General features: G+C 45.1%; 22 protein-coding genes. 19 read left to right on the top strand and 3 right to left on the bottom strand.

Annotated features, from left to right (window positions below; genetic code table 11):
- Nucleotides 1-14: 14 nt before the first annotated feature.
- The 10 genes from NSS66_RS06800 (at nt 15) to mobB (ending at nt 6,859) form a co-directional block, all read left to right on the top strand.
- The gene (locus tag NSS66_RS06800; protein ID WP_013310486.1) at nt 15-683 is read left to right on the top strand and encodes a PspA/IM30 family protein; all 669 of its coding nucleotides are present in this window, start codon (nt 15-17) and stop codon (nt 681-683) included.
- 131 nt (nt 684-814) lie between these two features.
- Nucleotides 815-1,222, top strand: a complete 408-nt coding sequence (locus NSS66_RS06795) for a DUF350 domain-containing protein (protein ID WP_013310484.1) — start codon at nt 815-817, stop codon at nt 1,220-1,222.
- A 24-nt stretch (nt 1,223-1,246) separates the two neighbouring features.
- Complete coding sequence (locus NSS66_RS06790) at nt 1,247-1,753, top strand: DUF4178 domain-containing protein (protein ID WP_076159561.1); 507 nt, start codon at nt 1,247-1,249, stop codon at nt 1,751-1,753.
- A 13-nt stretch (nt 1,754-1,766) separates the two neighbouring features.
- Nucleotides 1,767-2,522: a DUF4247 domain-containing protein gene (locus NSS66_RS06785; protein WP_023988948.1), complete on the top strand. Its 756-nt coding sequence runs from the start codon at nt 1,767-1,769 to the stop codon at nt 2,520-2,522.
- A 186-nt stretch (nt 2,523-2,708) separates the two neighbouring features.
- Complete coding sequence (locus NSS66_RS06780) at nt 2,709-3,161, top strand: SRPBCC family protein (RefSeq protein ID WP_340958628.1); 453 nt, start codon at nt 2,709-2,711, stop codon at nt 3,159-3,161.
- A gap of 192 nt (nt 3,162-3,353) precedes the next feature.
- Nucleotides 3,354-4,067 (top strand): hypothetical protein, encoded by a 714-nt coding sequence (locus NSS66_RS06775; RefSeq protein ID WP_340958627.1) that lies wholly within the window; start codon nt 3,354-3,356, stop codon nt 4,065-4,067.
- Nucleotides 4,018-4,566 carry an accessory gene regulator ArgB-like protein gene (locus tag NSS66_RS06770; RefSeq protein ID WP_071558668.1) on the top strand — a complete coding sequence of 183 codons (549 nt, stop codon included), beginning with the start codon at nt 4,018-4,020 and terminating at the stop codon, nt 4,564-4,566. Before NSS66_RS06775 ends, NSS66_RS06770 begins: the two co-directional genes overlap by 50 nt.
- Nucleotides 4,539-4,670: a hypothetical protein gene (locus tag NSS66_RS06765; RefSeq protein ID WP_263364475.1), complete on the top strand. Its 132-nt coding sequence runs from the start codon at nt 4,539-4,541 to the stop codon at nt 4,668-4,670. The genes NSS66_RS06770 and NSS66_RS06765 overlap by 28 nt, the downstream gene beginning before the upstream one ends.
- Before the next feature lie 366 nt (nt 4,671-5,036).
- A complete protein-coding gene (locus NSS66_RS06760; protein WP_053325587.1) occupies nt 5,037-6,314 on the top strand; it encodes a molybdopterin molybdotransferase MoeA in 1,278 nt (425 codons plus the stop codon).
- On the top strand, nt 6,311-6,859 hold the full coding sequence (gene mobB, locus NSS66_RS06755) for a molybdopterin-guanine dinucleotide biosynthesis protein B (protein WP_069080608.1): 549 nt from the start codon (nt 6,311-6,313) through the stop codon (nt 6,857-6,859). The genes NSS66_RS06760 and mobB overlap by 4 nt, the downstream gene beginning before the upstream one ends.
- A 4-nt stretch (nt 6,860-6,863) precedes the next feature.
- On the opposite strand, the gene xerS is transcribed toward mobB, so the two are convergent.
- Nucleotides 6,864-7,964, bottom strand: a complete 1,101-nt coding sequence (xerS, locus tag NSS66_RS06750; RefSeq protein ID WP_023988943.1) for a tyrosine recombinase XerS — start codon at nt 7,962-7,964, stop codon at nt 6,864-6,866.
- 116 nt (nt 7,965-8,080) lie between these two features.
- Between xerS and NSS66_RS06745 the strand changes: the two genes are divergently transcribed.
- The 7 genes from NSS66_RS06745 (at nt 8,081) to NSS66_RS06715 (ending at nt 19,404) form a co-directional block, all read left to right on the top strand.
- Complete coding sequence (locus NSS66_RS06745; RefSeq protein ID WP_023988942.1) at nt 8,081-8,590, top strand: GNAT family N-acetyltransferase; 510 nt, start codon at nt 8,081-8,083, stop codon at nt 8,588-8,590.
- Between the two features lie 284 nt (nt 8,591-8,874).
- On the top strand, nt 8,875-10,491 hold the full coding sequence (locus NSS66_RS06740; RefSeq protein ID WP_340958858.1) for an ABC transporter substrate-binding protein: 1,617 nt from the start codon (nt 8,875-8,877) through the stop codon (nt 10,489-10,491).
- 50 nt (nt 10,492-10,541) lie between these two features.
- On the top strand, nt 10,542-11,468 hold the full coding sequence (locus NSS66_RS06735; protein ID WP_076265280.1) for an ABC transporter permease: 927 nt from the start codon (nt 10,542-10,544) through the stop codon (nt 11,466-11,468).
- A gap of 30 nt (nt 11,469-11,498) precedes the next feature.
- Nucleotides 11,499-12,395: an ABC transporter permease gene (locus NSS66_RS06730; RefSeq protein ID WP_023988939.1), complete on the top strand. Its 897-nt coding sequence runs from the start codon at nt 11,499-11,501 to the stop codon at nt 12,393-12,395.
- A 45-nt stretch (nt 12,396-12,440) separates the two neighbouring features.
- Entirely contained in the window at nt 12,441-14,573 is a 2,133-nt protein-coding gene (locus tag NSS66_RS06725; RefSeq protein ID WP_340958626.1) for an ABC transporter ATP-binding protein, read from the top strand.
- A gap of 114 nt (nt 14,574-14,687) precedes the next feature.
- Nucleotides 14,688-15,860 carry a M20 metallopeptidase family protein gene (locus NSS66_RS06720; RefSeq protein ID WP_340958625.1) on the top strand — a complete coding sequence of 391 codons (1,173 nt, stop codon included), beginning with the start codon at nt 14,688-14,690 and terminating at the stop codon, nt 15,858-15,860.
- Between the two features lie 472 nt (nt 15,861-16,332).
- Nucleotides 16,333-19,404, top strand: coding sequence for a X2-like carbohydrate binding domain-containing protein (locus tag NSS66_RS06715; protein WP_340958624.1), 3,072 nt, complete (start codon nt 16,333-16,335; stop codon nt 19,402-19,404).
- A gap of 346 nt (nt 19,405-19,750) precedes the next feature.
- On the opposite strand, the gene NSS66_RS06710 is transcribed toward NSS66_RS06715, so the two are convergent.
- Nucleotides 19,751-20,668: an AEC family transporter gene (locus tag NSS66_RS06710; protein WP_075154260.1), complete on the bottom strand. Its 918-nt coding sequence runs from the start codon at nt 20,666-20,668 to the stop codon at nt 19,751-19,753.
- A gap of 250 nt (nt 20,669-20,918) precedes the next feature.
- Here NSS66_RS06710 and NSS66_RS06705 point away from each other — a divergent pair, with 250 nt between their 5' ends.
- On the top strand, nt 20,919-21,923 hold the full coding sequence (locus NSS66_RS06705; RefSeq protein ID WP_340958623.1) for a copper amine oxidase N-terminal domain-containing protein: 1,005 nt from the start codon (nt 20,919-20,921) through the stop codon (nt 21,921-21,923).
- 188 nt (nt 21,924-22,111) lie between these two features.
- On the top strand, nt 22,112-22,900 hold the full coding sequence (locus NSS66_RS06700) for an SDR family oxidoreductase (protein ID WP_053325578.1): 789 nt from the start codon (nt 22,112-22,114) through the stop codon (nt 22,898-22,900).
- A gap of 94 nt (nt 22,901-22,994) precedes the next feature.
- Here the strand turns inward: NSS66_RS06700 and NSS66_RS06695 are convergent, their stop codons facing one another.
- Entirely contained in the window at nt 22,995-23,723 is a 729-nt protein-coding gene (locus NSS66_RS06695; RefSeq protein ID WP_053325577.1) for a DsbA family oxidoreductase, read from the bottom strand.
- Nucleotides 23,724-23,744: the final 21 nt, after the last annotated feature.

Here is a 23,744-nt window from a genome sequence, read left to right as displayed (position 1 = left end):
AGGAGGAACTTCACATGTCTATTTTCAAACGATTAAGAGATCTTACGATGTCCAACATTAACGCCATTATTGACAAGGCAGAAGATCCAATTAAAATGACGGATCAATACATTCGTGATATGCAAGAGGACCTGGAAGATGCAGAGAAAGCGGTAGCCGCTCAAATTGCTATTGAAAAGAGATTCAAACAGCAATACGAAGAACAGGCTGCTTTGGTAAAGAAACGCGAAGAACAGGCACATACCGCTGCAAAAGCACAAAATGTAGATCTGGCTCGTCGCGCGCTGGAAGAAAAGAAATCTGCTGAACAAAAAATGAATGAGTTCAAAGCTGGTTACGAACAGAACAAAGCTGCAGCCGATAACCTGCGTGGCAAGCTGGATGAAATGCGCAGACAGCTGACAGAAATGAAAAACAAGCGCGAGACACTGGTTGCTCGTTATAATGCAGCTAAAGCGCAAACTGAAATTAACAAAGCTATGAACGGTTTTAGCTCTGATACGGCAACTGCCGGATTGAAGCGTATGGAAGAAAAAATGCTGCAAGCAGAAGCACGTGCCGAAGCGAGCAACGAAATGTCTTCTAAGGAAAAATCGTTGGATGAGGAGTTCAAGGAGCTGGATAAGAAAAGCGCCGTGGACGATGAGCTTGCCGCTTTGTTGAAGCAATACGAAAATAAATAAGAACATTTTAGCAGTGCCGCCAAGGGTGATTGCTCAGGAAGCGAAGGAGAAACGTTTTCTCCTTCGCTTTTCCCTGCCTGGAGGCGTAAAACATTATATGAAGGTCAAGAAGATGTGGAGGATGGTATGAAATGCATTTTTTAGAAACGATGAAAGCAATGCTTGTATGGACTGGTGCGGGGGCAATTTTGATCTTCGCATTAATGTATGTCGACTCTTTATTTACGAAGTATAAGGATTTTGCCGAAGTGAAGGCTGGAAATATGGCCGTAACGGTACGAATGATTATGAAGTTAGTTGCACAAGGCTATATCTTGTCAGGCTCTATCGCTACAGCTAATAATTTGCTCGAAGCGCTTGTGTATTCTGTGATCGCCTTTGTCATCCTGCTTGTTTTGGAAGTTATTGTACGTCTGCTGTTGCGGTACTGGGCTCAGTTTGATCTGGATAAAGGTACACAGGAAGGTAAAATTGGTTTCGGTCTGTTTTCAGGAGCGCTGCATCTGGTTGGCGCCTTGATCATTACAGCATGCTTCTAGGCTAAGAAAGGCAGGAATATAACCATGGGTGTGTGGAAACGAATTTCAAATCTATTTGCTAAGCCGGAGCCGCCAAAAGCAGAGAAAAGCATGCTTCACTTAAATCCAGGTGATATCTGTGAAGTGTCGCTTGTCACCTATGAAGTGGTAGGTCGTGTACATAATCGTGCCCGGAATGCCGTTGTTTTGACGCTTCAGGATGGTAATCAAGTCAGTTATCTTCATATTGAGGAACGGGAAACACTGCAATTCGGACTATATCAGGCCATCGACGGCAGACTTGACAACCCCGAGGAAGTGCCGACCATTTTAGAGCTGGATGATACAACGTATCATTTGGAGGAGCAGTATTCTGGGCATGTTACCGTCATGGGCCGTGCTCCTTTCCGACAGGGTGGAGAGCAGCATGTGTGGCAGTACCAGTCTGATGATTACCATCTGTTGCGGGTAGAGTGGCAGGACGGTCGCTTTATGCTTTATGAAGGAGAAGAAGTGATTACCGGAGACGTCAGGGTTATTCGGGCGAGCTAGGAGAGGGTTACACATGAGCAAACGCACCTGGCAGTATGCATTAAAGGTCATTGTGGCGCTGAGCTTGTTCGTATCCGTGTTAAGCGGCTGCGGCGCGCCAAGTGTAAAAGATACGTATCCGTTGGAATCGGTTAGTGGCAGCGGAAACTCGACCTCGTATGTATACCGGGCAGCTGGCAAGACAGTCCCGGAAGTAGCGGAGGAATTGAAAGAACAGCGTACACCGGAACAAATGTCACCGCAGAGCAATGAGCGGATGTTTCTGGTATATAGCGATGAGTGGTACCATTTGCAGCAAGATCCAGCTAAGAAGGAAGATACACTCATTGAAATTGACAGTAAAAAGTATGTCGAACAAAATTACAGTTCAAGCTTTCTAAAAGGATACTTAACCGCAACTGTACTGGATGCTCTGTTTGATTCATTGCGTGGTTCAGGCTCCTATCGAGGCTACTCCAGCAGAGATGTATACCGACCTTCTCAGGGCCAATATCGTGCTCCTACGGTGCAGGAGAAAAAGGCGATTCCGCCGATTACGGTGGAGCGGAAAGGTTCGGTTACCCGTAGAGGAAAGAACTCGGATTCTAGCGTTGGATCAAGCGGAAGTTTGTTCGACAGAGGGTCCAGCAGTTCACCGAGCAGAGGCTCGATTTCACGTGACCGGAGCGACAGTGGCGGTTCCAGCATATTTGATTCGCCGCGTAAATCTTATAGTAAGCCCAAAACACGTAGCGGTTCAGGTAAAATTAGCCGACGAAGTCGACGATAATGGGTATCGTCAATTTATTTGAAAACAAAAGATTCTTGGAACTGTGGTACTGATGCACAGTTCCTTTTTTTATTTTTAGAGATGACGTTGGTGATCATCTAGCGGCACAGCCAAACCTACACTTTTATGGATATAATAATGTAGAGATAATCAAAACTTTGTTTGATTGAAGGGATTGAAAATTAAATGGTACTATCTATTTCTTGGCCAGATCTTTCACAAAGACCATTTAATCTAATGGTGGAACGAAAAATGGAGTGTTCTCCGAATGTCCTGTATCAGGCTTGGACGAAGCGGTTTGACAGTTGGTTTGCAGCCCCAGGATCAGTATTAATGGAGGCTGAAGTGAACATGACCTTCTTTTTCGAAACGCATTTTGAGGGGAAGCGTCATCCACATTACGGAAGATTTCTAAGACTTGAGCAAAACAGACTTATCGAGCTGACTTGGGTTACTGGCGAAGGCGGTACCAAGGGAGCTGAAACAGTTCTCACTGTTGAGCTTAAACCTCGCGGTAATGGCACGCATCTTTACTTAACGCATGCAGGTTTACCAGACGAGAATTCAAGAAACCAACATGAGCAGGCTTGGCCGCTTGTACTTGAGCAGCTCGACAAAAGGATGATGCCAGATAGATAATTCAGAAGGTTCCAGGCTAAAACTGCAACAAGAGGACGATTTTAAAATCGTTCTTTTTATATTTTTTGATGACAAAAATAAATATTTACCTTACATAAAAACAAATATTACCAGTTTACTAGATTATTTCATTGCCACATCTAATAGTAAAATATACAATTACAACAGGCGAAATAAGAGGATGGTGTATCTGTGTTATCTGCTTTTTTATATATATCACTTGGTGTATTCGATGCTTTGGCCGCTGTTATTTTGGTCTTAAAGCTTTATATGCTTCCCGTGAGGGAATATCGTAGAAAAATATTATTTTATGCAATTGGCATAGCTTTGTTTTCCTTTCTAATGAGGGAAGTTATAGGCTTGCCTAAATTAGATTTGCCGCTTCAGTATTTGTTAATGGTTATCTTTTTTAGATTTGGTTTAGGGATCAAAACCCATCTAGCAGCTTTTTCTGCTGGTTCTGGTCTAACGGCCTACATTAATTTACAACTTTTTGTATTTCTGTTTGCGTATTTTTTTGGAGTAGCAGAACCAGGTGCTATTAATGATACTTCTGGCTCTTCTATTTACGTTATTCAGTTATCTTCTATTATTATTGCGTACTTTATTTCTTTTGTGATGGGAAAATATAACTTTGGATTCTCGTTTATAATTCAGCCCCCACATGATTTTTTAAGAGCTGAAAATTACTTATCGTCCCTAAATAAGCTGTTGATTCTAGGTGCTCTAATATCAGCTGCCACCATTTTTATTACTTTGTATATGCTCTATAGCTCAAATACCATAGGATTACTATCCATTTCATTGCTTACTTTCGGCTTGTCGTATTTCTTTTCAGAGAGAGGAGATTACGAGGGTGCTAGAAGCGCTATCAAGGTACATCGCAACGGAAATAAAAAAAGCTGATCCTGATGGTCCAACAAGTGTAGAAGTGATGGAGTATGCGCTTGGTATAAAAATTACCGAAGTATCATCAATACTAATGGTTGCGGTTATCGCTTGGATGACCGGGCATTTTTGGGGATCGTTATTTGCTCTGGTTACTATCATGTTTGTAAGAAGATTTTCAGGAGGGGCACACTTCAGCAATCTTACATTTTGTGTCTGTTTTACAACGGTAATATGTGTAACTATACCCTTCGTCTCTTTAAATTTATCTACAATTTCAATTATTAATGCTTGTTCAATATTAGTGTTTTTAGTTTATGCACCCAATCATTTTATTTATATTCATAAGACCAATAACCACAAATATTATAAAACGGTATGTGTTTTGGTTTGCGCAGTGAATTTTTTTATACAGTCCCACATAATATGCTTAGCTTTAGCTATTCAAGCATTCAGCATTCTTCCGTTATGGAAAGGAGGTGAACGAAAATGGATAAGAGATTGGCGAGAGTTTTAAATATAAGACTGGGAAAATACGCTAACGAATCTACCAAAAATGAAAAAACAGTATTTGGTGCTAAACCGATACCGGCTGAGCTTAAGAAAAAAGAAAAGAACTGATGAAGTACCGCGTTTTCAATTTGGGGCATTGCTTTTATACGATCGGGCTAACCACACAGACTTGCAAGGAAGCTTTTCAGCTATCACGACTTGGTTTTGTGAGATCGAGTCTAACGCATTTGGAGGTACGATTCGAAGAATCTGACTTCACTTGCTCTATTTCTCATAATAAGCTTGAAGCACTTATAAAGTTATGGAAATGACCCGTGGAATTCACGGGTTATTTTTATTGCCATACATACTTAGACTGTCAATAGGGGTAAAAGCAACCGAAGTCGAAGATCTAAACACCCCCTCCCGATTTGCCAGATAACGGTTTTAGCGTTATAACAGAAAGAGGGCATTTTAGAAGAACGGAGTGAGATTATGAATCATACATCATTAAACGCAGAAAAATTCCAGCGTAAAGCAGTTCAGGTGGAAGAGGCACAAAGCAGGATAGCTAGCTATGTTAAACAGGGTGAAAGGGAAGACGTAGAGCTGGAGCAGGCGCATGGACGTTATTTGGCGATGGATTTGACCGCACCACACCCGTATCCCCGTTTTCGTCGGTCAGGTATGGACGGTTATGCGATCCTAGGCTCGGACACCGAAGTGTGCTCATCCGGTCAGGAAATCTGGCTACATGTGATTGATGAAATTCCATGTGGCACCGTATCGGACAAGCGGGTGGAGACTGGAATGGCTGCCCGCATCATGACAGGAGCGCAATTACCTGAAGGAGCGGACACGGTTGTCATGCTGGAAGCGACACAGCTGCGTGAGGAAAACGCACAGACATATGTCGGCTTGAAGAAGCGTATAGAAGTTGGCAAAAATGTGACACAGATTGGTCATGAGATTCAGGAAGGTCGGCTTTTGCTTAGTAAGGGAACCTGCCTGGGAGCAGGGCACATCTCGGTACTGGCTACTTTTGGAGTACACCGGGTACCTGTTTACAGGAAGCCAAGGGTGGCCGTATTTTCTACAGGATCGGAATTACTTGCAGTGGATGAGCCGTTACAACCGGGGAAAATTCGAAACAGTAATACATATATGTTGGCTTCTCAAATTAGAGAGGCAGGAGGAGAGCCGTTTATTTTACAAGCCATTCATGATGATTTGAGCCTTGCCCGTACTTCTGTACGTGAAGCGATAGATGCCTATGATATCGTGGTCACGAGTGGAGGAGTATCGGTGGGGGATTTTGATATTATGGGTGATCTGGTACGACAAGAAGATGTGAATATGCTGTTCAACAAGGTTACGATGCGTCCAGGAAGTGTGACCACAGCCGCAGTAATTGACGGCAAGCTGTTATTTGCGCTTTCAGGCAACCCCGGTGCGTGCTTTGTAGGCTGTGAGCTGTTTGTACGGCCGACGATCCAAATGATGTTATCTTCGGCACATCCATATTTACAAACCTGGACGGCGAAGTTAGGCGCAGATTATATGAAGGTAAACAACTATACACGCTTTGTACGCAGCTCTCTGGAGATACGTGGTGGACAAGTATACGCGATTCCTGCGCGAGTAGATGAATCCAGTGTCATGGTGACCATTAAGGACAGCGACTGTCTGATCGTGATTCCTCCCACAACAGAAGGATTACGCGAAGGTGAAGAGGTGCGTGTACTGGTGTTACAAGGTGGACAGGTGACGTGAATACGAAACATCCATTTGTATGTCAAATCGTCGGATTCAAAAATACGGGAAAAACGACCTTTCTCGGAGGATTGATTCGTTATGTGCAGAAGTCAGGTCTACGCGTAGCAGTGATTAAGCATGATGGACATGAATTTGAAATGGATCATGAGGGTACAGATACGTTCAAGCACCGACAGGCGGGTGCTGAAGGCATAGCTATTGTTTCGGCTGGAAGAACAGCCATTTTAGAGGAGAATAGTCAGCCTGTCACCGGACTGATCCGGCATTTTCAGGCCTATGATTGTGTGTTGCTAGAAGGCTTCAAGCAAGAGGATTATCCGAAGCTGGTCATGGTGCGGGAACAATCGGATGCTCAGCTTACCGATAAGCTGACAAATGTACAGGGAGTAGCGGTTTGGGAGCATCAAATGGATTGGGCTCAAGGTCACTACTCAGATGAAATGATACAGATATATCCTGCCGAGGCCAACGGACCCGCAGGCCGCTGGCTACTCGAACAGATTCAAAAGCAGATAGAAGGAATGAGGAATGAGCAGGGGTGAGACATCAATCGGCTGAGTCGGTTAGAGTCTCTACCCGCCGTTCGATCGCCTGAGACATGGTTTTGTCAGTCAGGTGAGCATACACTTCTGTTGTTTCTGTCGAAGCGTGCCCCAGCTGTTCCTTTGTTTTGTAAATATCATTTTGTAAATAATAGTCAGTAGCAAAGGAATGACGAAGCTTATGCACGGTAAGGTAAGGCTTGCCGAACCGTTTGGCGTACTTAATGATCATTGCCTGAATCGCTCTTTTGGTCATTCGTTTGCCTTCTGTACTGCCGTTAGGACGTGTGACAAAGAGAGCCTTTTCTTTTTTTGGAGCGCGGTAACGGGTATGTCTCAGGGACAAATAAAGTACGAGATCATCTTTGGATTGCTCGCGGAAATACACCGGCGTTTTAAAGGTTTCGTCGTTATTGCCTTTGCGGTACACATATAATAGTTTATTGTTTATGTCTAAATCGTCCAGATTCAGATTGACGATTTCAGATACGCGCAGGCCTGAGTTCAGAATGAGGCTGGCGATGCAGGCATCCCGTTCCTTATTTAGTTCATAGGAGTATAAAGCCTGCTTGTTATCGGCCAAATCTTGACCATAGCCTTCATAAATATAACCGATGAATTCAAGCAGTTCTTCCTCTTCCAGTATTTTACCTTTAAGCTTAGCCGCCGTATCCTTGGGTTTATGTATACGCTTGATTTCGACCTTAGCCATAATGTTGCGTTTGAGCAACGGATAAAAATTTTCATCCTCAGCGATCTGACTTAAATAATGAAAAAGCGAACGCAGAGACGATAGCTTACGTGAAATGGTAATACGGGAGTTGGAGCCTTCGCGCTTAGTAGACAGGAATAATCGAAAGCCTGTAATACTGTCCATATGAAGTGTCTCCAACTCTTCCAGTGTAACTTGGGCATTCGTTTCTCCGGTGGACAAGCCTTCCGCGCGAAGCCATGAAAAGAAAGCTTCGTAATCCCGCACATATTCTAGTAATGTGGAAGGGGACAGGTCGGGCAGCTTATAATCCATAAATTGCTGCACGTACCATGGTAATCCCGGCATTTTTTCATCTAGTTTGCGCCGGTCGATGATCTTTTGTATATTCATTGAGTTCCACCTCGTCCGGTCATAATATATATGTATTTTAGCATATTTTGAACAGCACTGGATGGGATGTAATTCGAAGTTAAAGAACAGATTGAACCGCCAAGAGAGGTGAAAGTATGGGGTATAATATCAAATCGGAACTGAAGCTATCTATTAAGAGTGTACCGGAGTCGCAAAAGGACATTATTGTACAGCTCATGCAATTTTATTTATATGATTTTACAGCCTATCTTCGAATTGATGTCACTGAGAAGGGGACATTCCCGGCTTATCCAGACTTGTATCAATATTGGACGAGCGGTGAACAGAAGCTACCTTTTCTGATTTGGAGACAGGATATTCCTGTGGGTTTTGCACTCGTTGACCGAATGTCCAGCAATCGAGAAGCTGACTACTACATGGCTGAGTTCTTTGTACTTCGTCCTTATCGGCATAATGGGGTTGGGACTTGGGCGGCTCATGAGCTGTTTGGACGTTTTAACGGACGTTGGAAGGTGACCCAAATGAGCACGAATAGGCCGGCACAGTCCTTTTGGCGTAAGGTGATTGGAAGCTATACGAAAGGTGAGTACAGGGAACAGACACATCCGGTAAGAGGGAATATCAGTCAGTTTTTCAATACCTGAAAAATTCGAAATAGAAAGTAAGTAATGAAAAAGAGTCGGGGAGAGTATCCTATCGGCTCTTTTTTGTTGTCAATTCAAGTCTTCTATCCATCTATAGAGCATTCCAATTAGAACCTGCATTGACACTATAAAAACGCAGGTATACAGTTATTAACATAATTCATATATATCTGATTGGAATTATCAACAATGAAACATCGGCTCCAATAATGCAATGTAATCATAACATCACCCATCAGATCGGAGAGTGTTTTTAGGTGAAACGAACAAGTCGATTTGCAAAAATGGTAGCTGTAACCCTGTCGATGGTGCTGGTCTTATCGGCATGCTCGGGTAATAGCGGGGCCAATTCTACGAATACTGAGGCGAATGCAGCGGGAGGCGGGCAAGCTGCAGAAGGTGGAGATCTTACCTATGCACTGGCAACATCGCCGGATTCACTGGACCCGCATAAGAGTGGATTGGCAGTAGCATCTCGGGTATATCGTGCGATATTCGATAACTTGGTGGTAAAGCTACCGGACAATACGATTAAGCCTTGGCTGGCAACCGAATGGAGCGTTTCCGAGGATGGAAAAAGCTATACATTCAAGCTGCGCAAGGATGTTAAGTTCCATGACGGAACTCCGTTCAATGCGGAAGCCGTCAAATTTAGCTATGATCGGATTATTGATCCGCAAGCCGTAGTAGGTAATGCCGCTAACTTGCTGGCTCCCTATGAATCCTCACAGGTGATTGACGAATACACGATTAAATTGAATCTGAAACGACCATCGCAGGCATTTTTGAGCAATTTAAGTGTTCCGGCTGTAGCCATTGTTTCGCCAGCAGGAGTTAGAAAATATGGAGATCAATTCGGTAAGCATCCAGTGGGTACAGGCCCCTTTAAGTTTGTAAAATGGGACGAAAATGCAGAAATCAAAATCGAACGTAACCCGGATTACAAATGGGCACCGGAAACTATTGAGAATCAGGGAGCGCCGTATTTGGACAGCGTGACCTTTAAAATTGTTCCGGAGGAGGCGACCCGGATCGGCAGTGTGCAGAGTGGGCAGGCTTTGGCCGCTGAAACCGTCCCACCGCAGAACATTTTGACGTTGAAGAGTGACCCTAATTTCCAATTGTTGCAGGTCAATACCCTAGGATTGCCATATACACTGTTCATTAACCAAAAGAAGACACCGTGGAATGAATTAAAGGCGAGGCAGGCATTGCAATATGGTATTGATGTGGGGACGATCGTCAAAACGCTGTATCTAGGAACTTATGAACAGGCTTGGTCGCCACTCACTCCAGGTATTTTTGGATATGATAAATCACTGGAAAACGGCTTGCAGCCTGATCTTAACAAGGCCAATCAGTTACTGGATGAGTTGGGGTGGGCTAAGGGAACGGATGGTTTTCGGGTGAAGGATGGACAACGTCTTACGCTGCATTATGTAGACGGCACTCCGAACCGTGAAAAACGGAACGACATTGCAGCCATTATTCAGCAGCAGCTGAAGAAAATCGGTGTTGATGTGAAGATTGAAATTACCAAGGATATTGCAACAGTTGTATATACGAACGGAAACTATGATTTCTACGGAAATAGCCAGGTCAATGTGGACCCGAACGCTTTATATGCTTTTTACCACACAGCGGCAACAAATCAGCGGCCTACACTGCCTAACTTCTCCAATCCAGAGGTCGACAAGCTGTTGGAGCAGGGAGCTATTGAACAGGACGATGCCAAGCGGGAGGAGATTTATAAAAAGGTGCAACAGCTAATACGTGATCAGGCCGTCATCATTCCGATTTATGTTTTCCCTTATACGGTTGGAGCAGCCAAGTCAGTGCAGGGTCTCAAATTCGATTTAGTGGGTTATCCGCTCTTTAACGATGTGCGTATTCAAAAATAGTATTGCTAAATAATTTCTGGGGACCATCCAGTAGGGAAGGAGTGTGGGCTATGATCAGAGCTGTTGCAGAAAGACTGGTTACTTCTTTGTTGGTCATTCTGGGTTCCTGTATTTTGGTATTCAGCATTTTGTATCTGCTCCCGGGGGACCCGGTAGATTCGATTCTTGACCCTTCAACGGCCACGCCAGAGATGATCGCCAATTTGCGTCATAAGCTGGGAGTGGATCAGCCTTTTCATGTTCAGTTTTTGAACTATTTCGGAAATCTGCTACAAGGTGATTTTGGAAAATCACTGCTCAATGCTGATCCGGTGCTGCCTAAAATATGGGTCAATCTCCCGCCTACACTGGCGCTGACGCTTGCCGGTTCTGCTATTTCGGTCATTATCGGTGTCCTGCTCGGAGTGCTGTCGGCCATTCATCGGGATAAGCCGATTGATATCATCGCACGAATCGTTGGATTGTTCGGCATTTCTATGCCCACATTCTGGTCAGGCATTCTGCTGTTGCTTATTTTCTCCATTCACTTGGGATGGCTGCCTGCTATGGGCTCGGGCGGTTGGAAAACTCTTGTGCTTCCGTCTCTCACTTTGGGCATTGTCGGTGCAGGGTTCATTGTCAGAATGGTGCGTAACAGTATGCTGGAAGTCATTAATGAGCAGTTCATCGTAACGCTCCGTTCCAAGGGTTTGTCTGAGAAGGTTATTATGTATCGCCATGCGCTACGCAATGCGTTGATTCCAGCGATAACGATGATCGGGATGCTAATGGGAGAAATGCTGGCCGGAGCAGTTGTGAGTGAGACGGTATTTTCACGGCAAGGCATTGGGCGTTTAATTGCGGACGCAATTATGGCTAAAGACTTACCAGTTGTGCAGGGAGTTGTATTGTTCTCTGCCATCATGTATGTGATCGTAAATCTACTGGTGGATATATCGTATACGTTCATTGATCCAAGGGTTAGACGCTCGGCGTAAGCCGGAAGGATTCAGGGAGGAGGAAGTCGGTTGAGAGAAACAATGGCTGCCAAAACAATTTGGAAGGAAAGAAAGCTGCGGGTAGCTCGGCAAACTGGAAGGTGGCGGCTCGGTGGAGTGTCGGATGGGTTCGTATATGCGGCGGGACTGATTATTGTGTTCGTAATCGTCTGTGCGGCGTTTCCACAATGGATTGCTTCTTATGCACCCACAGAAATGTTAAGCGACCATATTTTACAAGGCCCAAGTGCTTCTCACTGGTTCGGAACGGACTATTTTGGGCGGGATGTATTCAGTCTGGTTGTTCACGGAAGTCGGGATTCTCTGTTTATTGGCTTCATGTCGGTACTCGTCGGCGGTCTGGTGGGTGGAATTATTGGTGCGCTCTCAGGTTACATTGGCGGTACAGTGGATTCGATACTGATGCGATTTATTGATATTTTGATGACTATTCCCGGAATTCTGCTGGCTTTGGCGATTGCGGCGGCTCTTGGCCCAAGCTTGTTCAATATTGTGCTGGCGGTAGCCATATCTGCTGTCCCCGGTTATGCAAGAGTTATGCGAGGCCAAATCATGAGTATAAAAGGACGTTCTTACGTCATTGCTTCGCGTTCCATCGGAGTTACACCTTTCGGCATCTTTTGGCGTCATGTGCTTCCTAATTCCTTGTCCCCTTTGCTCGTGATGGCGACGCTTGGCATCGGTAGCGCTATTTTGGCCGGATCGGGATTAAGCTTTCTGGGACTTGGCACGGTAAAGGAAATTCCAGATTGGGGAACAGTATTGTCTCAAGGACGAGGATATTTGACAGTAGCTTGGTGGATATGTACCTTTCCTGGCCTAGCCATTACGTTGTTTGTGTTGTCAGTCAATATTTTGGGCGACAAGCTGAGAGACCAGTTGGACCCGAAAAAGAACGCAAACTAGCATCAGGAAGCCTATTCTTAAGTGCTATAGAAGGAGGGAGTTCGTTTGTCATCATTGCTGGAGATTGAACATTTGTCGGTCGATTTTCATACTAAAAAAGGTTTGCTGCAAGCACTCGACAACGTATCACTGACGATCAGGGCGGGAGAAACGGTCTGCCTCGTCGGTGAATCTGGCAGCGGAAAAACGATTACCTCCAAGGCGATTATGCGGCTAATCGATTATGAGAACGGACGAATTGCCCAAGGACAAATACGGTTGCAGGGCATAGATTTGACCGTTTTGTCACAGCAGGAATTACGCTCACTTCGTGGTAAAAAGATGGCGATGGTATTTCAGGAGCCGATGTCGGCGTTTGATCCGGTGTACACTATCGGGTATCAGCTGATAGAAATCATCATGGAGCATGACCGGAAGACACGAAAGCAAGCATGGGCTCATGCGGTTCATTTGCTGAACAGGGTAGGGATTCCTGAACCGGAAATTCGTATGAAGCAGTACCCCGGAGAGCTGTCCGGTGGGATGCTGCAACGGGCGATGATTGCAATGGCACTTTCATGTGGCCCTGAGCTGCTAATAGCGGATGAACCAACGACGGCGCTGGATGTAACGATTCAGTCACAAATTTTGCAATTGCTTCAGGAATTAAAGACAGAATTCAACATGTCGATTCTGTTGATTACGCATGATTTGGGTATTGCCGCAGAGGTTGCGGATCGAATTGTTGTGATGTATGCCGGTCGAGTTGTGGAGCAAGCAGTAACGGAAGAACTGTTCGAGCTGCCATTGCACCCTTACACTAGAGGGTTGCTTCGTTCGGTGGCAACACTGGATACAGATCGCAGCAGCAAGCTGTTTTCGATCCCGGGGGCAATTCCGAGCCTGAGTGCATTGCCTTCCGGCTGCTTGTTTCACCCGCGTTGCCCGCATGCGACAGATCAATGCAAAAACGAAGCGCCACCGCTGGCAACCAAGGATGAACGCGAGGTAGCTTGCTGGCATTCGGAGCAATTGGCTGCCTCCGACGAGTGGCATATTACAGAGCTATCGATGAAAGGGCAGATCACGGCAAATGCTGTTGCAAAGGCAACCGAAGTAAAGGAAGAATTGACGAACGTATCTGCTGTTGATGGGGCTAAGGTGAGCAGTCATGGCGTACAGGTAAAGAACTCCCCTAAATCCAATGAGACTATCACGGAAACCGTCCAGAACAAGCAGGACTTGTTTAGAGTGGATGGAATTCGCAAGTATTATCCGGTGAAAAAAAGCTTTCCCGGTCGGACGGGTGCTTCGATCCGGGCGGTGGATGATGTATCGTTCTCAATCCGGCAGGGCGAAACCTTTGGATTGGTCGGAGAATCCGGCAGCGGTAAGTCTACTTTAGGCCGGCTGCTGATGCAGCTGGAACGTCCGACCTCAGGGCAGGTATGGTTCCAGGATCGGGAGCTGACACGTTTAGGAAATTCTGAGTTGCGATCCGTTCGCCGTGATATGCAGATGATTTTTCAAGACCCCTACGGATCACTTGATCCACGGTGGAATGTGGGAGATATCATAGGGGAGCCGCTTGCGGTTCATGAAGGGTTGTATGGCAAGGCAAAGCAGGAACGGGTGGAAGAACTCCTGAGCGCTGTTGGATTATCACCTTCGCTGGTTACTCGGTTTCCGCATGAATTTTCGGGAGGACAGCGGCAGCGAATCGGGATAGCCCGTGCCATTGCTCTGCAACCGCAGTTTATTTTGGCGGATGAGGCAGTGTCGGCTTTGGATGTTTCCGTTCAGTCACAAATTGTCAATCTGCTTCAGGACTTACAGCGTAAGCTGGATACAACCTATTTGTTTATTGCACACGGATTGCACATTGTCCGCCATATTTCAGATCGGATAGGGGTTATGTACTTGGGGAAACTTGTAGAAATTGCGCCAAGTGACGAGTTGTTCAGGCATCCTGCCCATCCGTATACCCGGGGGCTTGTTGCCTCGATACCTAACCCAAATCCGAAAAACCGTCGGGAGCTAATTACGGTACAAGGTGAGATTCCTTCGCCTGCGAAGCCGCCATCCGGCTGTCGTTTTCATACCCGCTGTCCACTAGCGACCTCGCGTTGTCGTGAGGAAGCACCTGAGCTGACAGCGATTAGCACAGGACATTATGCCGCTTGTCATTACCCGGCCTAGGTTCAACCCCTTCCTTTGATCTGCTATCGGCATGATAAGAGAGCTACATTCTACAGGCCGTTCATGGTAAGATAAGGATAGAAGTATATAAATTCAATAGTAAAAGAGGGTAGTATGCTAGATAAATGGGTTCAGGAATTAAAAGATGATGAACAAGAGCTGATTGCGTGGAGAAGACATCTACATCAGCATCCCGAGCTGTCTTTTGAAGAAACGAATACGTCTGTATTTATCGCCGATCAATTGCGCTCTTTTGGTATTGAGGTAAGAACGAATGTGGGTGGAAACGGTGTGCTCGGGTTTTTAGAAGGCGGTCAGCCAGGTAGAACGATTGCATTTCGTGCTGATTTTGATGCACTTCCCATTCAGGATGAAAAGGATGTGCCTTATAAATCGACCGTTCCGGGTGTTATGCATGCCTGCGGACATGATGGTCACACGGCTGCGTTACTTGGAGTGGCACGCGTGTTGAGCCATAACCGTGAGGCGCTGAAGGGAAAGCTTGTGTTTATTTTTCAACATGCGGAAGAAAAACCGCCTGGCGGAGCCAAGTTTATGATTGAGGATGGCTGTCTGGATGGGGTAGAGGCGGTATATGGTATTCACCTCGCATCTGAAATTCCTTTTGGTAAAATTGGATTAAAGAGTGGGCCTGCGATGGCGGCTGTCGACGCGTTTACGATCCAGATCAACGGTAAAGGCGGGCATGGCGCACGACCGCATCAGACGGTGGACTCTATTGTTATCGGCAGTCAAATTGTGAACGGGTTGCAGCAGGTGGTTAGTCGCAGGGTGGACCCTATTGAATCAGCAGTGTTAACGATTGGGGTATTTCAAGCTGGAACTGCCTTTAATGTGATTGCAGATAAGGCTAAAATTGAAGGCACCGTACGTACGTTTAATAAGGAAGTGCGTAAGGAAGTCGAGAATGAAATTCGCAGTATCGTCAAGGGGTTGACTGAGGCTTATCATGCCGGATACGAAATTGACTATCTGAATGGCTATCCTTCTTTGGTGAATGCCGAAGCCGAAACGGAACGTGTACGCGAGCTCATCGGCAGACTGTATGGAGCAGACGCTTTTTTGGATTTGAAGCCGGTCATGGGAGCAGAGGATTTTGCTTATTATTTGGAGCATCGACCGGGAGCCTTCATTCATGTGGGTGCACGCAATGAGGATGAACGAACGCATTTTGCTCATCACCATCCTCACTTTGATTTTGATGAGCGGGCATTGCTCGTCTCAGGGCATATTTTTTTAGCACTGGCGCTTGAATACTTGCAATAATAGGCATATGTTTATGACTGACGACATATTAACGAAGCTGGAACCGCGCATAGCGCGGTTTTTTGTTGTAAATCCAAGTATTTTGACACCCATAAAGAATGAAAATTAAGTAATTAATTCACTATATGAAAAATTCATAATAGAATTAAATAAAAGGTATTAACTCTGAAGGAAGTTCAAACCTCCTATTATAAGCTGCGGAGCAGGAGATAAAATTGTATTATCTTGATTTTTCGTACAAGGAAATGGGAAAAAGATGACGAATCTATTGAGCAAGACACCGATGTAAGCGCTAACAAAACCGGTGTTGCACCGTATTTATTGGGAATGAATGGGGGTGAGTCTGAGAGGACATTTGTCAGAATTGTGAGAAGCAACGATAACGATAGGAACGAATTCAGAATCGGCTGATTACTTTTATCTCAAAATGACTCGCATATTCAATTGATAATGAAGAAGGAGGTTGAATTCATTGACTAAGGCAAAAAACAGGTTGAGAATTGCTTGTTTGGCGCTTGTGGTAGCGGGTGCTTCCTGGACAGGAATGATAGCGCCGACTCATGCTGCTCCAAGTGACGATTACAGTTGGAAAAGTGTCGTTACGGGTGGAGGTGGTGGTTTTGTACCTGGCATTATTTTTAATGAAACGGAAAAAGACCTGATCTATGCCCGTACAGATATTGGAGGAGCTTACCGCTGGAATGCTGCCAATGAGAGTTGGATTCCGCTGACGGATTCTGTGGGCTGGGAGGATTGGAACAAAAATGGTGTCGATGCACTAGCGACTGATCCTGTTGATCCGAATCGTGTATATATAGCTACAGGTACGTATACTAATTCATGGGATAAACAAAATGGGCAAATTATGCGTTCCACCGACAGGGGCAATACGTGGCAGACAACCAAGCTTCCTTTTAAGGTGGGGGGGAATATGCCGGGGCGTTCAATGGGTGAACGTCTGACGATTGATCCAAATAAGAATAATATTTTGTTCTTTGGAGCTCGAAGTGGTAATGGACTATGGAAAAGCTCTGATTTTGGAGCAACTTGGAGCAAGGTAAGCAGTTTCCCGAATCCAGGGACGTATGTACAGGACCCTTCCAATGAATATACCAGCGACATTGTCGGTTTAGCGTGGATCACCTTTGACAAAAAAACAGGCTCTTCCAATAAAGCAACGCAGACGATCTATGTAGGTGTTGCAGATAAAAAGCAAAGTGTCTATCGCAGTACAGATGGCGGGACAACCTGGTCTGCTATAGCGGGACAGCCTACGGGCTATTTGCCACATCACGGTGTGTTATCACCGGACGGCAATCTATATATTTCTTATAGCGATGGAGCAGGTCCATATGATGGATCAAAGGGTGAACTGTGGAAATTGAATACAGCAAGCGGGCAATGGACTAACATTAGCCCCGTAGGTAGCAGTAGTGCGGACAATCATTTTGGATATGGTGGACTGACGGTGGATGCCCAGAAGCCAGGTACACTCATGGTTGCTACGTTGAATGCCTGGTGGCCGGATGAAACGATTTATCGCAGCACTGATAGTGGGGCAACTTGGAGTCCTATTTGGGAATTTGATGGTTATCCGTCTCGTAAGCTAAAATACAATCTGGATATAAGCGGTGCGCCTTGGCTGACTTTCAATGCCAACCCTGCCCCACCGGAAGTATCGCCCAAGCTGGGGTGGATGATTGGAGATCTGGAGATAGATCCATTTAATTCAGACCATATGTTGTACGGCACCGGAGCTACGATTTATGGCTCTAAAAATCTGACCAATTGGGATAAAGGCGGAAAGCTGGATATTTCAGTAGCCGCTAAAGGGGTAGAGGAAACGGCAATTTTGGATCTGGTGAGCCCTCCAACCGGCGCGCCTTTGGTGAGCGCAGTAGGTGATGTCTCTGGATTCAGACATGACGATTTATTCAAGGCTCCAGCTAAAATGCTGGATAATCCGACCTTTACAAGCAGCGAAAGCATTGATTATGCCGAGCTGAATCCTTCTTTTATGGCCCGAGTAGGTAAAGCGGATTATAAAAAAGATCCAAATGCCAAATCCATCGGTTTTTCCAATGATGGAGGAGCCAACTGGTATAAAGCAAATAGCGAGCCTTCCGGTACAGCAGGAGGAGGCAGCATCGCCGTAGCAGCAGATGGTAATGGCTTGCTGTGGAGTACATCAGACAAAGGTGTGTTCTACTCCAAAACTGGCGGCAACTCATGGACAGCAAGCACAGGGATTCCAGCGAATGCAAAGATCGTCTCTGACCGAGTGAACCCTAATAAATATTACGCATTTGCCTCCGGGAAAATATATGTGAGCACCAATGGAGGCGTATCCTTTACGCCATCAGCGGCAACTGGCTTACCGACAGCAGGCAATGCTGATATTGATGCTGTACGAGGAGCAGAAGGAGATGTGTGGTTCGCCGGAGGCTCCGAGGATGGAGGACCATACGGCTTATGGCATTCCAAGGATTCAGGTGTTACATTCACCAAACTCGATAATGTGCAGGAAGCGGATTTTGTAGGCTTTGGTAAGGCAGCGCCGAACCGTACGAATGCAGCGGTATTTATCGTTGGTAAAATTGATGGTACACGTGGATTTTACCGTTCGGACGATGCTGGCGCAAACTGGGCGCGCATTAATGACGACAAGCATCAATATGCTCGAGTGACCAAAATTATTGGGGACCCTCGGGTTTATGGACGTGCTTATCTGGGAACGAATGGCCGTGGCATTCTGGTGGCAGATCGTGTGGGTGGTGATCAGCCATCTACCGGGCAAGCAAGTATTACACCAACGACTGCAACCTATGGATTGAATAACAGCAATACGGATCTTACTGTCAAGCTAACACTTAACGGCAATACGTTAGAAGCTATCAAGCAGGGGAGTGTGGTGTTGAACAAAGGTGAAGATTATACGCTTAGTGAAGAAACAGTCGTTCTTACCAACAAGTATTTATCTAAACTTCCTAAAGGAGAGACAGCACTAAACTTCCATTTTAGTACAGGTAATGATGTGTTGTTTACGATTACGGTGAAAGGGGATACGCCAAGTGAGCCGGGAACAGGCGAGGGCGTTCTGAAGGTGCAAACCTTCAATGGGAATGTATCCGCCACAAGCAATACAATCAGTTCTAAATTTAAAATAACCAATATGGGAACCTCATCAATTTCCCTAGCAGACGTGACATTGCGTTATTATTACACCATTAACGGGGAGAAAGTACAAAATTTCTTCACGGATTGGTCGAGCGTCGGTACAGGGAATGTGATTGCTAGCTTCAAAACATTATCCAATGCGAAGCCAGGGGCAGATTCTTATGCAGAAATCGGGTTTAAATCGGCTGCGGGTTCTTTAGAACCCGGTCAAAGTGTGGAGTTGCAAACCCGGATATCCAAAGAGGACTGGAGCAGTTACACACAAACCGATGATTATTCATTTAATCCCACAGCAAACAGTTTACAAGATTCTGCTAAAATAACCGCTTACCTGTCTGGAAGCAAGCAATGGGGAATTGAGCCATAAATCTTAATAAGGATAATCCTAAGTCAGCCACTCTAATGAGTGAGCTGGCTTTATTTTTGACGACCTTATTGTCCCGCATTCTTTTTTTGGGGAAAAAGCAACGACAAGTTGAAAACAGCAACTAATAGAGATTCAAATTAAATAATATAATTATTTCATTATATGAAAAATTCATAATAGAAACAAAACTCTTTCTCGCATACGATCTCCACAAAACAAACACACCACTTTAAGTAGAAAAAAAGAAATACTTACGGGAACATATGTTCTTTTATCTCAAAAAAGAAACGCTCCTGTCCTTAGACAAAAAGCGTCTCTAATCCATTTTTTATATTTATCATACACCTCAAACAAGATGCCGAGATGCTGAAATTAACAGTGTCATCGTAATGACATTCACAATCGTAGAAAGTAATACTGTTTGTGCGGCAAAATCGGGTTCATTTTTATATTCTTCCGCCAAAATACTTGTATTAACGCCGGTAGGCATACCCGATGCAATGAGCAAGGCTTGAGCCGGAATCCCCTTAAGACCCAACAGCAAGACGAGCATAAAACCGACCATTGGACCAGCAATCAGGCGCAGTACCATACTGATGTACACGGCTGTCCGGCGCAAACGAAAGGGATATTGCACAATTTGTGCTCCCAAAGTAAGCAGAGCCACGGCAACCATCGACTGACTAATATAATTCAAAGGTTCAGCCAGTAAATTAGGCAATGGACTATGCAGCAGATTTAGGAGCAAACCTAGCGCAAGCGCATAGGGAACAGGCATTTTTAAAAAATTAATTAATATTTTTCGAGTATTGGCCTTGCCGTTTTGCACAACAAAAGTGCCGTATGTAAAAGTGACAAAGCTTTGAAAGGTCATAATCAGAGCTTGAACGGAAATGGCCAACGGGTCACCTTTGAACACCAACTGATTGATTGGCAGACCATAATTTCCTGAATTATCTAGCATCACACTATTTGTAAAAGCTCCGCGCATTCCGGGGCTGTATTTCAGAGATCTGGCGACGGTAGTGCTGATTACGTACAGAATAGCTATGTACAAGGCATAAAAAAGTGAAACCTCACCCATGAGCATTAAAGAAATTTCCGAGTTATAAAGACCTGTAAACACAACTGCGGGGGTGATATAGTAAAAATTGATTTTAGCTAAGGTATACAAATCCAGTCGAAAATAATATTGCATGATACAACCAAAACCGATAAGTACAAAAATAGGTAAAACAACGTCCAAAAGAATGGTGCCGAACATGTCTGTTTCATCTTCTTTCTATTATGCGAATGTAAAGGCTGATTCTTAAAAATGCATGTGTAATTCTCATTATACTGTGTAAATAGGTTAGGCGTATAATAAAATTTTATAGTGATTTTGACAATATGGACTGCAGCTATAGTAGTGTCTCACACATTAGATAAGAAAAGATAAAAAATCAGCTTAGAGAAGCCGTTAATACATCTAGGGACATTTGAGCCCGGTCTTTACTATAAGGAGGAATCGCATCATGAGAAACACTTGGACAGCTTTACTAGCGTGTATACTGGTCTTGGGTTTGGCAGCGGGAACCGTTGAAGCCAAGCAGGGACGCGGAAATGATCAGGAGAACAAACAGGAAGCAAAGACGTCTGTTAAAGACGGGAATGAAAAGAGCGGGGAAGAGCTAATCAATCCCCATGACTCAGACAATGATCAGTCCAAAAAACAAAAGGACAAAGCATCCGGGAAAAAGGATGAAAACAGTAAAAAAGACAAACACGCAGAAATCAGAAAAACCGAACCTGTTGCAGTAACAGATGATACATACGAGGAGTCCAAAGACCATAATGGTCACAAGGGACGCAACGGTTACAAAGGTCTGCTTCACGCGGTAGAAAATACGAAGGATAAGCCGGCAGGAGCGGTTATTGCGAATCTGCTGCTTACGAAATACCCAAACCGTTTGACTCCGGAGCAGGTTGCTGAACTTGAATTGATCCGGAATTCTGGTAAAGCACTGACTGAGGCAGCTGAGCTACTGGCTGAAAACGGAAATGTGACTGATGCCGTTTACATGCAGGAGGAGGCGGTACTGGCTAATGTGTCCGATCTGGACAGCCACAAAAAGCTGGGTGAATTCTCGAAGAAGGCCGGACGGCCGTCGGGTATGAAGCTGTTCGTGAATGGTGAAAAATACGATGCCAAACCGATTAACCGCAATGGGACCACACTTGTTCCGTTTAGAACAGCTTCCGAAGCTTTGGATGCAAAGGTTTCCTGGGATCCGAAAGAAAAGGCTGTTACTGTCACCCGTAACGGCGTGTCCGTCAAATTATTTGTTAACAGTCCAAAAGCATATATTAACGGTCAGCCGTATTCTATCGAGCAGCCAGCATCCATAGTGGATGGGACGACAATGGTACCTGTAAGGGTAATCGGAGAGGCCTTGGGGACAAATGTTAAATGGGAGCCTGAGAGCCAGTCCGTTGTTGTATACGAGCAGACAACAACAACACCTGCATCAACATCATAACGTGCTGTAAACAAAAAGGGCCCTGACTAACTGTCAGGCCTTTTTGTTTTACCTTGCAATTAATGATTTCGTATTCTTTTTAATGGTGAGAAGATAGATAGCCTTCATAATACTACCAAGCTATTCGCATTATGTGCTGGTCATGTGTACAATTAAATAGAGAACGCTTAGAAAAGGGAGTGTCATAGATGGATTTAGGATTAACGGGAAAAACAGCCTTTGTTGCAGGTTCCAGTAAAGGACTCGGCAAGGCAAGCGCACGAGAGCTGGCACGCGAGGGTGCGAATGTCGTCATTTCAGGACGGAACGAAGCAGAGCTTCAGCGGACGCAGGCGGAATTACTGGAAACAGCGAGTGGCCGCGTTGAATATGTAGTTTGCGATGTAACAAAACCAGAACATATCTCCCAGGCCATCCGCCGTACAGCTGATTTGTTTGGCACCGTGGATATTTTGGTTAACAATGCGGGTGGGCCTCCTGCCGGTACCTTTGATGATTTTACAGATGAAGTGTGGATGCAGGCCTTTGAACAAAATTTACTTAGTCATATCCGGTTGATCCGTGAAGTGTTACCATATATGAAAAAACAACAAAGCGGTAGGATTTTAAATATTGCTTCTTCCTCAGTTAAGCAGCCAATTCCGGGGTTAATCATTTCAAATACGCTGCGTACTGGAGTTGCTGGATTGGCAAAAACATTGTCTCTGGAATTAGCTCCTCATAATATTCTGGTACATACTGTAGCACCGGGGAGAATTGCAACTGATCGCGTGCGTAGCTTGGACGAGCATCGAGCTGAGAAAACCCAGCAAACGACGGATCAGGTTCGCAAACAAGCAGAAGAGGGCATTCCATTGGGACGGTATGGACAGCCTGAAGAGTTCGGTAAAGTCGTTGCTTTTCTGGCGTCTTCAGCTTCATCCTATTTGACAGGGAGTACCATCCTTGTGGATGGCGGAATGATTAAATCGTTATAAAATAAAGATGCGTGCCAGCCTCAGGTTTAATTGAGTGCTGGCACGCTTTTTTAAAATTTATTTAGGAAGTAGAAAATCTTCATTCACGGACTGTTCAGCCCTCACGGCCTGGAAGCTCACAACCCTCATCGGTACATAAACCACCTGCATCTTGTTTGGACGAGCTGCCGCTTATCATGGTGAAAGGTGAGCGTTCATCCCATGCTTTTTGAAGCGCATCATGAAATACTTCCTCCGGCTGGGCACCAGAAATAGCAAATTTTCGATCAAATACAAAGAATGGCACACCCTGAACACCCAATTCAGCGCCTTCGGCTTCATCAGCTCTAACTTCGTCGGTAAAACGGTCACTGGCTAATATAGCAGCCGCTTCCTTTTGCTCCAAACCAACTTCAGTAGCCAGCGCTACCAGCACTTCATGATCCCCTGTATGCTTGCCTTCGATGAAAACAGCTTGGAATAAACGCTCGCTCAGCTCCAGCATTTTGCCTTGTGTTTGAGCCCAAAGTGTTAAGCGGTGAGCATCAAGAGAGTTCGTCGGCACCATGGCATGAATATTATAATCAAGACCCGCAGAGCGTGCGTTTTCGTTCATTCGATCATTCATAGCCTGAGCCTCTTGCAGACTGACCCCATATTTAGCTGATAGTTCTTCATTGATCGTTTTACCACTATCTCTCACAGCATTCGGGTTCAATTCGAAACTCTTGAATGTCAATTGCACCTCATTGCGATGTGGGAATTGCTGTAATACTTGCTCCAAACGGCGTTTGCCGATATAACAGAATGGACACATATAATCAGACCAAACTTCGATATTCATAAGGAAAAAGCCTCCATGTAT

Source organism: Paenibacillus sp. FSL R10-2748 (genome assembly GCF_038005565.1).
GTDB lineage: Bacteria > Bacillota > Bacilli > Paenibacillales > Paenibacillaceae > Paenibacillus > Paenibacillus polymyxa_B.
Note: the sequence above shows the minus strand (reverse complement) of the source record. Positions and strands in the feature narration are given on the sequence as shown.

Bases quoted from the DNA above. Each gene is read 5' to 3' on its own strand.
- NSS66_RS06780 (WP_340958628.1), top strand. From the start codon at position 2,709: ATGGTACTATCTATTTCTTGGCCAGATCTTTCACAAAGACCATTTAAT.
- NSS66_RS06765 (WP_263364475.1), top strand. From the start codon at position 4,539: ATGGATAAGAGATTGGCGAGAGTTTTAAATATAAGACTGGGAAAATAC.
- NSS66_RS06740 (WP_340958858.1), top strand. From the start codon at position 8,875: ATGGTAGCTGTAACCCTGTCGATGGTGCTGGTCTTATCGGCATGCTCG.
- NSS66_RS06705 (WP_340958623.1), top strand. From the start codon at position 20,919: ATGAGAAACACTTGGACAGCTTTACTAGCGTGTATACTGGTCTTGGGT.
- NSS66_RS06700 (WP_053325578.1), top strand. From the start codon at position 22,112: ATGGATTTAGGATTAACGGGAAAAACAGCCTTTGTTGCAGGTTCCAGT.
- NSS66_RS06760 (WP_053325587.1), top strand. From the start codon at position 5,037: ATGAATCATACATCATTAAACGCAGAAAAATTCCAGCGTAAAGCAGTT.
- NSS66_RS06720 (WP_340958625.1), top strand. From the start codon at position 14,688: ATGCTAGATAAATGGGTTCAGGAATTAAAAGATGATGAACAAGAGCTG.
- NSS66_RS06735 (WP_076265280.1), top strand. From the start codon at position 10,542: ATGATCAGAGCTGTTGCAGAAAGACTGGTTACTTCTTTGTTGGTCATT.
- NSS66_RS06795 (WP_013310484.1), top strand. From the start codon at position 815: ATGCATTTTTTAGAAACGATGAAAGCAATGCTTGTATGGACTGGTGCG.
- NSS66_RS06745 (WP_023988942.1), top strand. From the start codon at position 8,081: ATGGGGTATAATATCAAATCGGAACTGAAGCTATCTATTAAGAGTGTA.
- NSS66_RS06800 (WP_013310486.1), top strand. From the start codon at position 15: ATGTCTATTTTCAAACGATTAAGAGATCTTACGATGTCCAACATTAAC.
- NSS66_RS06785 (WP_023988948.1), top strand. From the start codon at position 1,767: ATGAGCAAACGCACCTGGCAGTATGCATTAAAGGTCATTGTGGCGCTG.
- NSS66_RS06695 (WP_053325577.1), bottom strand. From the start codon at position 23,723: ATGAATATCGAAGTTTGGTCTGATTATATGTGTCCATTCTGTTATATC.
- NSS66_RS06790 (WP_076159561.1), top strand. From the start codon at position 1,247: ATGGGTGTGTGGAAACGAATTTCAAATCTATTTGCTAAGCCGGAGCCG.
- xerS (WP_023988943.1), bottom strand. From the start codon at position 7,964: ATGAATATACAAAAGATCATCGACCGGCGCAAACTAGATGAAAAAATG.
- NSS66_RS06710 (WP_075154260.1), bottom strand. From the start codon at position 20,668: ATGTTCGGCACCATTCTTTTGGACGTTGTTTTACCTATTTTTGTACTT.